The sequence below is a fragment of the Elusimicrobiota bacterium genome, from assembly GCA_026388155.1.
Taxonomy (GTDB): domain Bacteria; phylum Elusimicrobiota; class Elusimicrobia; order Elusimicrobiales; family UBA9959; genus UBA9634.
Window position 1 is genome coordinate 19,020 of sequence record JAPLKI010000023.1, and the last position, 15,203, is coordinate 34,222.

General features: G+C 51.9%; 11 protein-coding genes and 1 rRNA gene. 9 read left to right on the forward strand and 3 right to left on the reverse strand.

Features of this window, described 5'->3' with window-relative positions; translation table 11 throughout:
- Positions 1–125 precede the first annotated feature (125 nt).
- The 8 genes from NTX59_12090 to NTX59_12125 all read left to right on the forward strand — a co-directional run bounded on the left by NTX59_12090 (position 126) and on the right by NTX59_12125 (position 9,119).
- On the forward strand, positions 126–653 hold the full coding sequence (locus NTX59_12090; GenBank protein ID MCX5786418.1) for a hypothetical protein: 528 nt from the start codon (positions 126–128) through the stop codon (positions 651–653).
- A gap of 299 nt (positions 654–952) precedes the next feature.
- A complete protein-coding gene (locus NTX59_12095; protein ID MCX5786419.1) occupies positions 953–3,646 on the forward strand; it encodes an SBBP repeat-containing protein in 2,694 nt (897 codons plus the stop codon).
- 49 nt (positions 3,647–3,695) lie between these two features.
- Positions 3,696–4,259, forward strand: a complete 564-nt coding sequence (locus tag NTX59_12100) for a class I SAM-dependent methyltransferase (protein MCX5786420.1) — start codon at positions 3,696–3,698, stop codon at positions 4,257–4,259.
- A gap of 7 nt (positions 4,260–4,266) precedes the next feature.
- Complete coding sequence (locus tag NTX59_12105) at positions 4,267–5,988, forward strand: autotransporter outer membrane beta-barrel domain-containing protein (protein MCX5786421.1); 1,722 nt, start codon at positions 4,267–4,269, stop codon at positions 5,986–5,988.
- Between the two features lie 214 nt (positions 5,989–6,202).
- The gene (locus tag NTX59_12110; protein MCX5786422.1) at positions 6,203–6,616 is read left to right on the forward strand and encodes a hypothetical protein; all 414 of its coding nucleotides are present in this window, start codon (positions 6,203–6,205) and stop codon (positions 6,614–6,616) included.
- Positions 6,609–7,439: an L-2-amino-thiazoline-4-carboxylic acid hydrolase gene (locus NTX59_12115; protein ID MCX5786423.1), complete on the forward strand. Its 831-nt coding sequence runs from the start codon at positions 6,609–6,611 to the stop codon at positions 7,437–7,439. The genes NTX59_12110 and NTX59_12115 overlap by 8 nt, the downstream gene beginning before the upstream one ends.
- Positions 7,436–8,380, forward strand: a complete 945-nt coding sequence (locus tag NTX59_12120; GenBank protein MCX5786424.1) for a GNAT family N-acetyltransferase — start codon at positions 7,436–7,438, stop codon at positions 8,378–8,380. The genes NTX59_12115 and NTX59_12120 overlap by 4 nt, the downstream gene beginning before the upstream one ends.
- Before the next feature lie 292 nt (positions 8,381–8,672).
- Positions 8,673–9,119 carry a hypothetical protein gene (locus NTX59_12125; protein MCX5786425.1) on the forward strand — a complete coding sequence of 149 codons (447 nt, stop codon included), beginning with the start codon at positions 8,673–8,675 and terminating at the stop codon, positions 9,117–9,119.
- Between the two features lie 372 nt (positions 9,120–9,491).
- Here NTX59_12125 and NTX59_12130 read toward each other — a convergent pair whose 3' ends face one another.
- The 3 genes from NTX59_12130 to NTX59_12140 form a co-directional block, all read right to left on the reverse strand.
- The gene (locus NTX59_12130; GenBank protein MCX5786426.1) at positions 9,492–10,784 is read right to left on the reverse strand and encodes a peptide MFS transporter; all 1,293 of its coding nucleotides are present in this window, start codon (positions 10,782–10,784) and stop codon (positions 9,492–9,494) included.
- A 108-nt stretch (positions 10,785–10,892) separates the two neighbouring features.
- Positions 10,893–11,735, reverse strand: coding sequence for a hypothetical protein (locus NTX59_12135; protein ID MCX5786427.1), 843 nt, complete (start codon positions 11,733–11,735; stop codon positions 10,893–10,895).
- A gap of 171 nt (positions 11,736–11,906) precedes the next feature.
- Complete coding sequence (locus tag NTX59_12140) at positions 11,907–12,740, reverse strand: winged helix-turn-helix domain-containing protein (protein MCX5786428.1); 834 nt, start codon at positions 12,738–12,740, stop codon at positions 11,907–11,909.
- 1,028 nt (positions 12,741–13,768) lie between these two features.
- Here NTX59_12140 and NTX59_12145 point away from each other — a divergent pair.
- A 16S ribosomal RNA gene (locus NTX59_12145) occupies positions 13,769–15,203 on the forward strand; the annotation flags it as partial.

Consider the following 15,203-nt stretch of genomic DNA (forward strand, 5'->3'; position numbering starts at 1 on the left):
CGCGCTAGATATGTGCAATGGCGTACAATAGCGGGTGTTTGCAACATCAGGCGTTAAAAGAAAAATCAGCCTGACATAGCCGGAATGATTTGATATATTGATATCAGGGGTATAGCTACTTAATTATGAGATACGTTTCCGCAGCTTGCTTTATCTGCCTGATCGCGCTTCTATCCTTAGCGTCAGGTGGAAATACTTACGCCGCGGACCAGGAAACGTTTGGGCGCTCTGCCGCATTGGGAGTAAATTATCCCGGCGGGAATTTAAAAATATTCCTTCCGGACAGTTTTGCGGCCGAGCTGAGAGGGCAATATGTGGATAAAATTCTGACCGGCGGCGCGCGGTTGTATTATTATCCTTCAGTTTTCGGTTTCAACAATGCGCGGCTGCGCCCTTTTCTTGGCGCAGAGGGCGATTACATATCGTTTAAAGGTCAATTAAGCAAAGGCAACGGCGCGGCATTCGGCGCAATAGCAGGGGTGGAGTGTTTTTTATCTAAGCGCATATCCGTTCAAACCGATGCCGGGCCGTTTTATATAGCGTTAAAAGACAACAAATCAGCCCTCAGGCAGAGCGGCCTGGAGTTTGTTTTAAATTTCGGCGTTAATTTCTATTTTAACCCGAATCCTGCAGTTCAACCCGGTTTCCATTGAGAAATCAGGTGAACAGAATTATTGCAATACCTGTGTAGGAGGGGAAACCGCCATGCGGTGTCCCTTAAGGTGTTGGGAAAGGGTCGTCTACTATAGGGGCCTATGGCTATCAGACGGCCGGGATTCCCCGCAGCAGCGGGTTGCGGATCCAGTGCACTGCGCGCCAGATCCGCAAGGGTGTATACCGCGCGAAGCGCACCTGAGCTCAGTCGCTGACAGCGCCATAGGCCAGCGACAGGCCAGAGTCACTGCGAAGGGAAAAATGCAACTGCATTTTTCAAGCTAAATAAGGCAGAACAATGAGAAAAACAGTTCTTTTCCTGCTGATAACTTTTAATTTCTCATTCAGCTCCTATGCCGGTTTAAGCGCAGGTTTGCCTGGAGCGGTAAAAAAGCAAGTGGCCAAGCTGGATGAAAAAGTGCTGTCCGCCGCAAAAACAAAAAACACCCCCGCGTCATTTTCCGGCCAGGCCGGCAATGGCGCGGCTGAAATAACCTGGGCTTCCGTGCCCGGGGCTTCCTCCTACAACTTGTACTGGGGCGACACGCCGCAGTTACAGGCTATAAGGCCGCTGAACAAAACGACCCGGGTAACCAGCCCGTATATCCTTACGGGACTGGCTAACGGCGCAATTTACTATTACTCAATTTCATCCGTATCGGACGGCATAGAGTCCAACCTTACGCCTGTAGCCCAGATAACACCTTCAGCTTTACTGCCATTGCGTCCCGAAGGTGTTTCCGGAGTCAACGGCACGGGACAAATAACCTTAAACTGGGATTCGGTCTCGGGAGCTTCCTCTTACAATATTTACTGGGGTTCCGCGGCGGGAGTAACCAAAGTGTCAACCAAAATCAGCGGCGCAACCATGCCCTACGCGCATACCGCGTTGACATACGGGCAGATATACTATTACCGCGTGTCCGCGCAGAACGCGGCGGGGGAGTCAATACTGAGTACGGAAGCGGCCGGCACGCCTTTGCTGGCCTTGCCGCAGAATGTGGCTGTTTCCACGGGCAACGCGCAAAACACGGTTTCATGGAACGCGGTAAGCGGGGCGACAGCGTACAACATCTATTGGGGCGCTTCAGCGGGCATAACTAAAGCCTCAACCAGGATCAGCGGCGTGGCAAGCCCTTATGCGCATACCGGGTTGACGAACGGGCAGACATATTATTACCGCGTAACAGCTATGACTTCGAAGGAGGAATCCGGTTTGAGCGCGGAAGTATCCGCGATAACGGTACCGGACGCGCCGCGCAATGCCGTTGTTACGGCAAGCGACGGGCAAAACACAGTTTCATGGGATGCCGTAACAGGCGCTGTGTCTTATAATATTTATTGGGGCGTCGCAGCGGGCATAACTAAGGCCTCAGCCAAGTTCAGCGGCGCGGTCAGCCCTTGTGAGCATACCGGGTTGACGAACGGGCAGGCGTATTACTACCGCATAACGGCGGTGAACGCGGCGGGTGAGTCAGCTCTGAGCGCGGAAGTGTCGGGCACGCCCATAATAATAACCATACCGGATGCTCCGCAGAATGCGGCTGTTGCGTCAAGTAACGTGCAAAACACAGTTTCATGGGATGCCGTTGCCGAAGCTGTGTCTTATAATATTTATTGGGGCGTTTCAGCGGGCATAACTACAGCCTCAACCAGGATCAGCGGCGTTGCCAGCCCCTATGCGCATACCGGGTTGACGAACGGGCATGCGTATTACTACCGCGTGTCCGCGCAAAACGCTTCCGGTGAATCCGCGTTAAGCGAGGAAGTGACCGGCACGCCCGCAATTACCAGCGGCGACAAGTTGTGGGCCAGACAGTTCGGATCTGTTTCCACGGATGACGGCTACGGCGTAGCGACGGACTCTTCCAGTAATGTCTATGTTACCGGGCGCACCGCCGGCGGCCTTGACGGGAATACGAATGAGGGCGATTACGACATGTTCCTGGCCAAGTATGACGCTTCCGGAGCAAGGCTTTGGACCAAACAGCTTGGAACGTCTTCATATGATGAAGGCCGGGGTGTGGCGGCAGACTCTTCCGGCAATGTTTATGTTACCGGGCGCACTTATGGCGGCCTTGACGGGAATACGAATGAGGGCGATTACGACATGTTCCTTGTCCAGTATAGCGCCTCAGGCATCAAGCAATGGACCAGGCAGCTTGGAACGTCTTCATACGATGAAGGCCGGGGTGTGGCGACGGACTCTTCCGGCAATGTTTATGTCGCCGGAGACACTAACGGCGGCCTTGACGGGAATACGAATGCAGGCGGCGGCGACATGTTCCTGGTCAAGTATGATTCTTCCGGCAATAAGAAATGGACCAAAGAGCTTGGAACGCCTTCAAGCGATTTTGGCTCCGGCGTAACGACGGATTTTTCCGGCAATATTTATGTTACCGGCTATACGGACGGCGTGCTTGGCGGGGCTGCGAACGCGGGCGGGTACGACATATTCGTGGTCAAGTACAGCACCTCCGGCGCAAAGCTCTGGACCAGACAGCTTGGGACGAACGGGTCGGATTTCGGCTCCGGCGTGGCGACGGACTCTTCCGGTAATGTTTATGTTACCGGGCGCACTAACGGCGGCCTTGACGGGAATACGAATGAGGGCGATTACGATATGTTCCTGGTCAAATACAGCACCGCCGGTGTCAAGCGATGGACCAGACAGCTTGGAACGTCTTTATACGATGAAGGCCGGGGCGTAGCGATAGACTCTTCCGACAATGTTTATGTTTCCGGGTACACGGCCGGCGGGCTTGACGGGAATACGAACGCGGGCGGGTACGACATGTTTCTGGTTAAGTATGACTCTTCCGGCGCAAAGCTTTGGACCAAACAGTTTGGAACAGCTTCATCCGATTTAAACTCCGGCGTAGCGGCAGACTCTTCCGGCAATGTTTATGTTACCGGGTCAACCGAAGGCGGACTTGACGGGAATACGAATCAGGGAGGTTCCGACATGTTCCTGGTAAAGTACGCGCAGTAATTCAACGCAACAAGCGGGTCAAGTATAAAACGTTTTCCGTCGGGATAATATGAATAATGAAAGAAATAGAGTTTGCCCCATTGAACTTGCGGGTTCGCTCGATACTAAAATCAGGAAGTGGCTGCAAAATTCGCAAAAAATACTGGCTCCGTATATTAAAGAAGGGATGACCGTGCTGGATATCGGATGCGGCCCCGGCTTTTTTTCAATTGAATTGGCCAAAATGGTCGGCGGGAACGGGAAAGTTATCGCGGCCGATCTGCAGGAAGGAATGCTGCAAAAACTCAGAGATAAACTCCGTGGAACGGACCTGGAAGAAAGAATTAAGCTTGTGAAATGTGAAAAAGACGACATAAACGTGTCGGAAAAGATAGATTTCGGGTTGGCATTTTATATGGTTCATGAAATTCCCGATAAAGAACCGTTCTTCAAAAAGCTAAAATCTATCCTGAACGAAAAGGGACAGATCTTGATAGTGGAACCGAAATTGTTCCATGTGTCAAAAAAAGATTTTGAAGTGACCGTCAAGATAGCTGAAAATACGGGTTTTATAATAGTTCCAGGCCCCCGCTCATTTTTTAGTTGGTCCGCGATCTTAAAAAACGCAGCCTGACATCTTCATGATAACACTTGCTTCCATATTCGTCTTTGCCGCCGCGGCCCAGGCCACGGTCCCGGACCCGGTAATCCCTCCGGGAACCACATTGGTGCAAACCTGGACCGGCGCGGATGTCAACCAGTACTTGGAAAAATGGAGTTCCTCCATAATTCCCGGCGTTACGGACCCCTTTGACACAACCAAGCCGGTCTACGAGGTTACACCCGCGCATGCTCTCAATTATGTAAGGCTCTATTCCCCGGCCGGCGGTTCGGGTCCACTGGGCTCATGGATGATGAGCGCCCACGCGGTGCGCGGCCTCACGCCTCAGCAGTTGCGTAACATCTTCGCCCTCCCCGCCCTGCCCACGAACATCGTCCAGGTGCGCGTTCCGGCTGGAACCCCGTACGGCCTCTGGACCGGCATTGCGGGCCCCATCGCGGGCTGGGGTGACGGAGGAGCCCAGCAGACCAAGGTCATCGGGACGCATACCGATTCCTCTTCGCCGGCGGACCCCGCCGACTTCGCCGATTATGTCTGGCTTCCCAGCGACAGCTACGTCAACGGCCAGGGGCTGGACAACAAAGCCCTGACCTACACGCGCCTGGTAAAAACCGGCAACACGGGAAAAATGGCCGCGTATCTGGACCTGTTTAACCCCGACGACGGAACTGATCTGGCGGACGTTTACACAACCCTGGACTATATAAATTACGGGTCGGATCCCGGGCCCCTTACCGCGGCCTTGCGCCAGATAAGCCCGGAGAGATTCGACGCGCTCTCAACCGTAGGCCTGCGCAACGACCTTCTTTTGGCCGACAATCTTTGGGAGCGCGGCCGGGACCGGAGAGAGGCCGCGGAAAAAGTCAAAACCGGGGTTTGGCTGCAAGGCGTAGGCGAGAAAGGAGACCAGAAAGAAGCGGCTGAGCGCGTGGGTTTTGATTATAACAGTGAAGGTTTTGTGGCCGGTTTTGACCGCGAGCCAAAGCCCGGCTTTTTTCTGGGGCTCGCCGCGGCGGGCCTGAAGAACCGCCTTGACTGGACTGGCAACGGCGGTTATGCCACCCAGAACACGGAAAGACTCGCCGTCTACGCCGGCGGCTTTACGACTAACGCCTTTTTTGATCTCTCCGTCGCGGGAGGTTCCAACCAGACTACGGCCCGGCGCAACCTTAATTTCACCGGCCACGGCTACAATACAACCGCCGGCGCGGATGTGGTGGACCTCTCCATACAGCGCACAGCGGACAGCAGCCAGAACGGCAACAGCCTCTGCGCGCATTTGCAGGGCGGGGCCGTGGCACATTTACTGGGTTTGGAGGCTTCAGGTCTGGGGCGTCTATCTTACTTTAATCTCAGGCAGAACGCTTTTGACGAGTCCGGCGCGGGCAGCCTGGACCTGCATGTCAACGGTTTTCGCGCGCAAACCCTGCGCACCGAGCTGCGCCTTGTTTTAAGCCGCGATCTCCGCGCAGCCAAAAGCCGGGCGCTCAAACCGGAAGTAGCAGTGGGTTGGGCGCACAGCGCGGCCTTGGATGGCCGCCACATATCCGCCGGTCTTATGGATCAGGGTGAGGCTGTGACGATTTTAGGCGACAGGGCGCGGACGGACCGTTTTCTTGCCGGCGCGGGTCTTTCCGCTGAACTCGGAAAAAACTTCTCGCTTTTCGCCCGCTACGAAGCCGAGACGGGCCGCGGCTTTAACTCCCAATCCATAAAGCTCGGCCTGCGCTGCGGCTTTTAAAGGCCATCGCCGAATTGATCGGTTTCCAAAAAGCAGTCTGATACCTTTTTCTCAAGGATAGCCATTTATAAAAAACATGTCTAAAACTTTTGTGTATCATAGGAAGGCGCCGGATTTCACCGGGACAACTCTTTATCCGCTCAATCGGCTTAAGGAGCATTTCCCTTCTATCTACAAGGAAGCTAAAAAAAATTATGAAGGCCGGGAGTGGCTCATGAAGGTTATTATCCCGCCTTTGGATTGTCTTTGGAACGATGTGATTCACATGTCGCTTATGCACCCCTCGCTGATATACCGCACCCTTTCGGAGATAGGGTTTGAACATCATAAGATACATAGAGACTGGTTTGAAATACCACTGTGTAATGTCGCCGTAAATTCCATCCTTTATAAAAATGACAGGCGAAAAGAAGATAGGAGGGAATTTTTGAATTCCGACTTTGAACCGGTAAGCGTCGGACGGGTAAAAGAACTTTCAGGAATGCCGGAGATTAATATCGAGTATTACCGGGAATGTCTGGAAGAAAAACAATATCCGCTGATGTGGGGTTACGCACCGCACCTGCTTTTGAAAGGCAAACTGAATGTGACAAATTACCGTGTATTCGATTGGAGGGAAGATGTTTGATATAAAAACCAAAAAGTTCAGCGGATATCAGGATCTGACACCGGTAAAAACGAAGGTGGCGGAGTATGTGCGCCGCCTGAAATTCCCGGAATTTTGCCTGGGCTACATTGAAGAGCATCCCATTCCGGACCTGCAAAAATATAGGGCCACATTGTTGGATTTTTTAAAGGCAAAAAAACTCTGCGTTTATCCGGAGGCTGTTATAACAGGCCTTCTTGAAAAATTCCCGCGGTTGGCAAAAGACGCTGAACTGGGAAATGCTTTGGCCGGAAAAATAATAGAATTGCTTGAAATAGATGGGCGCACGGCCCCGGAAGACGAGATAACCATAGACGCTAAGCCTTTTTTACGGGGTTATCTTTTTATCTATTACTACTTTGCCAAGGCTCTTGAGACTGTGTTGCCCAGAAAGGAAGCTATAGAATATTTTCAGGTGATGATGGATGCCAACACTCGCACAATGTCCTTGCCTAAGTCGGAAAAAGTTTCCGACCTGGTTTTTTCGGAAGAGGAACCCAGGGGAGCCTTCAAGAATGCTTTCATAATGACCGAATTTGTAATAGACGAGGGCAGGAGCGGCTGCCGCGCAGACAAGTGTAAGTGGGCCGAAGTTATGAAGGAATTAAACGACCCGGATTACGCTTATGCGGCGGCCTGTCACTACGACTTTGAGGCTGCCAAAATGCACAACCCCGCCTTCACCTTAACCAGAACAGGCACTCTTACCCAAGGGAAACCCTATTGCGATTTCGTCTGGCACGACACAAGAATAGACAAAGACCCGACCCATCCACCCAAAGAATTCTGGGATGAACTGAAATGAAACGCACTGAAAATAAAGCTGGAATCGGACCTGAGAAACTGCTGCTTGAAGCTGCGGGCAGTTGGATCCGTGAAGTATCCTATGGATTCCAGGGTGAAAAAATTTCCACCGCGGCCATGAAAAAAGCCGCCCGCGCCCTGAAAAAAATTATTAACGGCGGAAGCCCTGAGCTCTTTGTTTCCTACGCCATTGAAAACGGCCGGCTGCTTTGGTTTTGGGTCTCAAAAACAGCTCCGGATGATTTCGAGGGCCGCATAATAATTGTGCGGCCTTTTATAATGGCGCCGGAACTTATAGAGAACGGCTTTATAAAAGAATTGGCCGCCAGCGCCCGTAAATTCCATAAAGCAAAAAACCTTAAAGTGCAGATAGGTATAGCCCCTTCTGAAAGCGCAAAAATAAAGCTTTGTGAGAATCAGGGTTTTAAGCTGGCTTACCACGCTCTGTCCGGGAAGGTTTCGACTTCTCTCCGGGCGGTTGCCACTAAAAAACATGCGCTTCCACCGGGTTACGACATACGCCCGGTGGATATGCGGCGCGAAATGCATGATTATCTGCGCATGTCTATCCGTGCCCTTAAAAGTGACAGCACTTCAAGCATGTACAATGTCCCCGTAGCCAGGATACGAAAGACGTTTTTAAAATATTTGAAGAAAAAGAACGTAATGCGGATTTTTGGCCTGTATTTCAACGGCGTTCTGGCGGGAAATATTACCGTGTCGGTTGAAAAAGGTGTTAAGAAAACGGGGCTGTTGGGGAATATCGGCATATTGCCTGAGCATACCGGCAAGGGGTTCTCATCCAACCTCTACTATGCCGGCCTTTCCTGGTTCAAGGCGCATGGCGTGGCTCGCTATATGGGCATTTCCTCCACAAAACGCGTCCTTTCAATGATAAAACCCATGAACCGCCGAGTAGCAGTAAGTTACCTTAAAATGTAGCCTGACACCTTTTCTGCTGAGCCGCCCGGTTGCCTGCCCGCCGTGCTGTATTGGCGGGGGGGCCTTTGCTAAAAACCCACTAACTCCCCCGACGGGTGCTATTTTTGATATTATACTTTTAATGACGAACCCTGAGAGTAGTCGAAGGACGTCCCGGAAAAAAATTGAGAGATTTTAGCGCCTCAACTCGCGATAGTATCGCATTATGTTTCCTACAATTGCAAGGCGACCACAGGGCTTTTGTCAAAACCGAACTGGAAGCCTCGGACTATAAAGTGAAGCTGATAGGGTAATGGAGGGAATAATGGACTTGAGCCAGAACGAGAAATTTGAGCTAATAAAATTGGAATATGAGCATGCATTGGCGCAATATACTCACCACATGCAATTGAGGCGCCAAGATATGGCTTTTGTCAGTACAGTTCAAGTTGCTGTATTGACCATCATTGGCAAGAACTTATTGCATTTTGACTTGACGGCATTAGTCTTATCAATAATTGCATTTCTTGTATTACTAATGGGGCTGAACAACGAGAGAAGGACTACAGCATACATGATTGGATACATACAACGAGCAAATGAGATTGAGACTCTCACTGGAATGTCATTAAATAAACGCGCCGTATTTGAGGTCAAGAAAAGAAAGTTGTTGATATCAAATACAATAATATTTCCACTGTACTATGTTGCATTCTTTGTTGGATGGATAGTAATCTGGCTATCAAAATTATATGTATAGGTATGGTAGCAATAGAACCCGCCCCTGCTGACATATAAGGTTAGCTGCGACTGACGGGTGGGTCAATTCGGAAGTATCGTAAGTGAGGGTGGGGACACATATATATTTTAAAAAATGCAATTTGGAGCGGGTGACTTCGGGCTTATTTGCGGGGGTTTTCCGGAAGGCGACTTGTGCTTGCAGTCAAAGGAGCCTGAGGATAAGGGCGGCCGCGCTGGCCGACCCGACCCCCGCAAATATACCCGGAGGCAGGCCCCGCGAACCCGCATTCCTGCCGTTAGTTTCCCAATTTTACATCCCTATAAAAGAACATCCGGCGTTGAGCCGGATGTTTTCCACTAATCGCTATTCGCTAGCCCCTATTCCCTGCCGTTAGTGCACCCCGTGCATCCACTTCCGAAGCTGCGGCGTTAAGATCCATAACAACAATCCAGCTCCCACCGCCGTCCCGGTAGGTATCATATAAAACAGCGTGTGGTTCATCGCGTCGTAGTTCCCGGCGAAGAAACCGCCCACGAAGTTGGCCGCGAAATTCGCCAGGAACCAGGTCCCCATCAAAAGCGACACGAACTTAGCCGGCGCAAGCTTAGTCACCAGCGACAGCCCCACAGGCGACAGACATAACTCACCCATCGTGTGGAAGAAATACGCCGCCAAGAGCCAGAGCACGCTCACAGGCCCCGACTGCTGATAGACCGCAGCCGCCGCTATCATTACCACAAAACCTATAGCCAGCAGCCCCAGCCCCCATACGAACTTTATCGGGCTCGGCGGCTCTTTCTGCGCCTCGCCAAGTCTCAACCATAACTTTGAGAAGAATGGCGCCAGTATCAGTATGAACAGCGGGTTCACGGACTGGAAGAAACTCGCCGGCATTTCCCAACTGTAACCGAACAGACTCAGCATTCGGTTGGTCTCCCTGTCCGCGAACAGCGTCAGCGAACTGCCCGCCTGTTCAAAAGCCGCCCAGAAGAAAATAACGAAGAAAGCCATTATAAAGATTACCGCTATCCGCTGCTTCTCAATATGCGTCAGCGGCTTGTCCTCTATAGTATTGCCGTGGATGAAGGCCGGCTTCATGCACTTGTCGCCCAAAAGCGCCTTCTGCCCCCACAGATACATGGCAAGCCCCATCAGCATGCCTACGCCCGCCGCCGCGAACCCGTAATGCCAGCCGACCTTTTCGCCCAGCGTGCCGCAGACGAGCGGCGAGAACAATGCGCCCAGGTTGATGCCCATATAGAAAATGGTGAAGCCCGCGTCGCGGCGCGGATCGTTGGGCTCGTAAAGCGAACCGACCACGGTGGAGATGTTCGGCTTGAAAAATCCGTTGCCAAGTATCAAAAGCCCCAGCGCGGAGAAAAAGAAAGGCAAAGACGGGAACGCCATCGCAAAGTGGCCCAACGCCATAAGGATAGCGCCTATAATTATGCACTTCCTCTGCCCCAGGTAGCGGTCAGCTATGTAGCCGCCCATCAGCGGGGTTAGATAGACCAACCCGGTGTACCAGCCGTAGATGTGGCCGGATTTTTCAGTTGAGAACTGCAGGTACTTTATCATGTAAAGCATCAGCAGTGCCCGCATGCCGTAATAAGAAAAACGCTCCCACATTTCAACGAAAAACAAAAGGAAAAGGCCTTTCGGCTGGTTATGGTGTATGCTCATTTCAGCTCCTTGGCGAACAAAAGTTATTTAGATTATATATATTAATCCGCGGGATGGTATAAAAAGAAAGCCGGAGCAGAGCCCCGGTCTTCTTTTGTGATTGCGAATTTAATAGAGAAGTGACGGGATAGGCCAAATGATACGGGTATGGGTCAAACCGCGCTTGAAATCAAAAAGGACTGCGCGCCATACGGTCGGATTTCCGGTTAGTTGAAGTATCTTTACAATATCCGGCAGCGCAGGGGCGCCGGCCGGGCGGTAATAGCTGTCACCGCCCGGTTCCGCGACACGGACCAGCATGCGCGCGCCGTCCGCGCCGTAGAACACGTCGCCGCCGGGGCAGGCCGCGCGGAGCATGATTCGCTGCCCGTTCACAAAAAACTCATCACCCCACGGTTGCGCTTTCCTGACCAGGCAGGCGGTCCCGTCGGCGCACGTAAAGATGTCTGTTTCCCCGTCCGTGGCGGTTTTGGTGAACGCCGCTTTGCCGTCCGCGCCGGTGAAAATGTCTTCGCTGGGGGTAGCCTGCTGCGCAAAAAGAGCGGCGCCGGAGGCGTCGGAATAATCCGTGCCGTCCGGATGGTAGGTGACTCTGACAAGCAACCCGGACTCATCATTAAAATCCGCGCTGCCCAGGGTCGCCGTCTTTACAAGGGAGCCGCCATCATTGGTCATAGTATAACCGGAGGGTTTGTTGACCTTTTTAAGAACGAACGCGCCTCTTGACGCGCCGTCGTCGCTGTTGCCGGAAATATCCACATTATGGTAGGCGTCGTTTAAAATGCCCATCGGAGGCTGCGACATTCGCGCCGTGGCGGCCGGTTCCGCTGTCGCGGCAACTTCGGCTTTCTCCATGCCGTATGCGGCTTCAAGCTGCTTTATTGCGCTCTCCGCGTAAACCCCGCCGGAGAATCCTAACACGACGGCTGCGGCAATTATTATTTTCTTCATGCTCTTTTGTCCCTCGCTTTATGGAAGTATCTTCCCCTGTGGGAACTTCTATTAAAGTTTAATGCAAACGGGGGACCATGTAATGCGGCGGAGGGTAAGATTATGGATGGTTTAAGGCCTAAAACACCGCAGTACAGCGCGGGCCGTTTTAGTAACAGGAATGGTTACCAGTTAAAAATCTTTCAGTTTCTTTATGCGGGTCTCTATAAGGAAAAAACCGGTGTTGTCGCCTTTGTTGTGGGTGGAGTAGCCGTTCGCGTTATCCAGCGTTTGCGCGAGCTGAAGCCTGTAGTTGAAAACAGCCCCTTCTTCCGCGCGTATAAGCTCAAGCCGCTCGAACAGCTCGCGGCCGCCTTCTTTTCCGGCCCTGTCCCAGTAGCTTTTAATGGCGTCTAAATGCGCGTTCATCCCGGTCAGGCGGCCCGGCCAGGTAAAAAATTTTCCGGTGTGGCGGCACTTGAATTTGCCGGCCCCGGCGTAAACGGCAAGTCCGGCTTTTTTAAGTTTTTCAAGGGCTTTGCGGACCGGCTCCGGTTTTAAACCCAGCTCCGCCGCCAAAGCCTGGGGCGTCCAGTTCCTCGCGTCATTGCAAAGGGCCTCGGCGCACCAGTAGGTCGTTGCATCCGAAGCCATGACTTTAAATTCCTCCGGAGTGATGTGCTCGGAGCCGTGGGTTTTCATCCACTGCAGCGGGTCGGCGGCAGGCTGGCCGCCGGCGCTCATGAGGGGGGCAAGTATGTAGTCAGCGCCGCGGCCCAGATAATCTTTTAAATAGCTCAGAAGCAACTGGCGGGCCGCGTCCTGTGAAGGTAGCAGGCGCAAAGCGAGGAAGATATATTCCAGCGCGGCGGGCGCCGGCATGGATACGCCTTTTTCTATGCGCGTGTAGTGTACGAAGGTAAAAGGAAAATGTCCCCTTCCGCCGTTGCGGTGGTAGAATTTATAGGCCGTGTCAAAACCGGCCGTGGCCCGCGCTTTTATAAGGTTGCTCGAAAATTCTCCCATATTATCTCCCCTGCGGAACGCAAAATTAAGCTCAAAAAAACCGGCAGAACGATCCTTTATCCTCTAACCGTTTTTGAAGGTGGCGGCTCTTTGCTCTTATCCATAAGAGTATACAAAAACCCATGAATAATTTCATTAATTAATATTAATCAAAGGTCTTCATAACCGTCAAGCCGCAGGATGTAGCCCCTGGGATTAGATCGATGTGGCGGGGCAACTGTACGATTATTTATATATATAATATAGATATCTATATGGTTATCATCTTCCTCAAAAAAAAAGCCTTGGGCAGACTGCTTTGATGTGGAAGCTGGTTCTATGCAGCCGTTCTTGTTTTGTTCCAGGCTGCGGGCTTTTAAAGGCTATCTGCGCCGGTTTTTTTTTACGGCTGGCCGGTTACTAGGCAGTAGACAGGAATCAGTGGTCAGAATCCAGAATGGTGGAATTTTTCTCTTCCTTTGTATCCTCATACTGACTCCTGAATTCTGGCTTCTTGAATTGTTATAAAAAATATTTGACCGGGTTCCTGGATTTGATATAATAAATACACAGCCGGAGATTTAAAAGCCCCTCAAAGGGGAGCAAAGACAGGCGGCCCTGAGTTCTCTTAAGCTGAAATTCCGCAAAGCAAACCGCAGTTTCTCCGACGAGAAAAAAAGAGTTGACAGGTTTCCTGAAACTTTGCTAATATTTAGTATCAGCCGCGAACACAAGCCGCGGCAATACAAATTACCCGTACCTGTAGAGTAATCCTACAAAGCAGGAAAGGGTTTGTTCTCTAAAAAATTATGTATGAATGGGCACCCTGATCGTATAGAATCAGGCGCAGGTGATAGGCGGGTGGAAGGGAAACTGACCGCCAGCCACTAATCACCGGCTACTGAGGTTTATATGGGATGATTAATCATTAAAAATCCAAATTGGGTGTGAGAACTTTGCACAGACAGCATTAAAGCAAATCAGAGCCTTAAGAACACTCCGTAAATGCTAATTGCTAATAGCGATGTTCGCTGTTAACAGTTACGGATTTTTTGGAGAGTTTGATCCTGGCTCAGAGTTAACGCTGGCGGCGTGCCTAACACATGCAAGTCGAACGGAGCGTACCAGAATATCGGGCGCTTAGTGGCAGACGGGTGAGTAATACTTAAGCAATTTGCCCTCAAATGGGAGATAACTCGGCGAAAGTCGAACTAATACCCCATATAATCCTCCGGAGGCATCATCGGGGGATGAAAGGCCCGCAAGGGTCGTTTGAGGAGAAGCTTGAGACCTATCAGCTAGTTGGCGGTGTAACGGACCACCAAGGCAATGACGGGTAGCCGATCTAAAAGGATGACCGGCCACAAGGGCACTGAGACACGGGCCCTACTCCTACGGGAGGCAGCAGTGGGGAATTTTGGACAATGGGCGAAAGCCTGATCCAGCGACGCCGCGTGGAGGACGAAGGTTTTCGGATCGTAAACTCCTTTTACAGGGGACGAAAGCGGGCAACCGTTTGACGGTACTCTGTGAATAAGCCACGGCTAACTACGTGCCAGCAGCCGCGGTAATACGTAGGTGGCGAGCGTTACTCGGATTTACTAGGCGTAAAGCGTGTGTAGGCGGGAGCTTAAGTTCGTCGTTAAATTCCAGGGCTTAACCCTGGACTGTCGTCGAATACTGGGCTTCTTGAGTAGGGTAGGGGAAACTGGAATTCCAGGTGTAGCGGTGAAATGCGTAGATATCTGGAAGAACGCCAAAGGCGAAGGCAGGTTTCTGGGCCTTTACTGACGCTGAGACACGAAAGCTAGGGGAGCAAACAGGATTAGATACCCTGGTAGTCCTAGCCGTAAACGATGTAGACCAGGTGTGGGGGGTATCGACCCCTCCCGCGCCGACGCTAACGCATTAAGTCTACCGCCTGGGGAGTACGACCGCAAGGTTAAAACTCAAAGGAATTGACGGGGGCCCGCACAAGCGGTGGATCATGTGGTTCAATTCGACGCTACGCGAAGAACCTTACCTGGGCTCGAACGACTGGTTGTACCCCTTTTGAAAGGGAGGGGGACCCGCAAGGGAGCCAGCCGAGGTGCTGCATGGTTGTCGTCAGCTCGTGTCGTGAGATGTTGGGTTAAGTCCCGCAACGAGCGCAACCCTTGTCCTGTGTTGCTACCCCGCAAGGGGAGGACTCTCAGGAGACTGCCGTGGATAACACGGAGGAAGGTGAGGACGACGTCAAATCATCATGGCCTTTATGTCCAGGGCTACACACGTGATACAATGGCATAGACAGAGGGCTGCAATACCGTAAGGTGGAGCCAATCCTTAAACTATGCCCTAGTTCAGATCGTGGGCTGCAATTCGCCCACGTGAAGCTGGAATCGCTAGTAATCGCAGATCAGCAGGCTGCGGTGAATACGTTCCCGGGCCTTGTACACACCGCCCGTCACACCACGAAAATCAGTTGCAACAGAAGTACCCCGG

Excerpts from the sequence above, each read along its gene's own strand:
- NTX59_12110 (MCX5786422.1), top strand. The coding sequence starts at position 6,203 with ATGAAGGTTATTATCCCGCCTTTGGATTGTCTTTGGAACGATGTGATT.
- NTX59_12130 (MCX5786426.1), bottom strand. The coding sequence starts at position 10,784 with ATGAGCATACACCATAACCAGCCGAAAGGCCTTTTCCTTTTGTTTTTC.
- NTX59_12100 (MCX5786420.1), top strand. The coding sequence starts at position 3,696 with ATGAATAATGAAAGAAATAGAGTTTGCCCCATTGAACTTGCGGGTTCG.
- NTX59_12095 (MCX5786419.1), top strand. The coding sequence starts at position 953 with ATGAGAAAAACAGTTCTTTTCCTGCTGATAACTTTTAATTTCTCATTC.
- NTX59_12135 (MCX5786427.1), bottom strand. The coding sequence starts at position 11,735 with ATGAAGAAAATAATAATTGCCGCAGCCGTCGTGTTAGGATTCTCCGGC.
- NTX59_12120 (MCX5786424.1), top strand. The coding sequence starts at position 7,436 with ATGAAACGCACTGAAAATAAAGCTGGAATCGGACCTGAGAAACTGCTG.
- NTX59_12115 (MCX5786423.1), top strand. The coding sequence starts at position 6,609 with ATGTTTGATATAAAAACCAAAAAGTTCAGCGGATATCAGGATCTGACA.
- NTX59_12140 (MCX5786428.1), bottom strand. The coding sequence starts at position 12,740 with ATGGGAGAATTTTCGAGCAACCTTATAAAAGCGCGGGCCACGGCCGGT.
- NTX59_12125 (MCX5786425.1), top strand. The coding sequence starts at position 8,673 with ATGGAGGGAATAATGGACTTGAGCCAGAACGAGAAATTTGAGCTAATA.
- NTX59_12090 (MCX5786418.1), top strand. The coding sequence starts at position 126 with ATGAGATACGTTTCCGCAGCTTGCTTTATCTGCCTGATCGCGCTTCTA.
- NTX59_12105 (MCX5786421.1), top strand. The coding sequence starts at position 4,267 with ATGATAACACTTGCTTCCATATTCGTCTTTGCCGCCGCGGCCCAGGCC.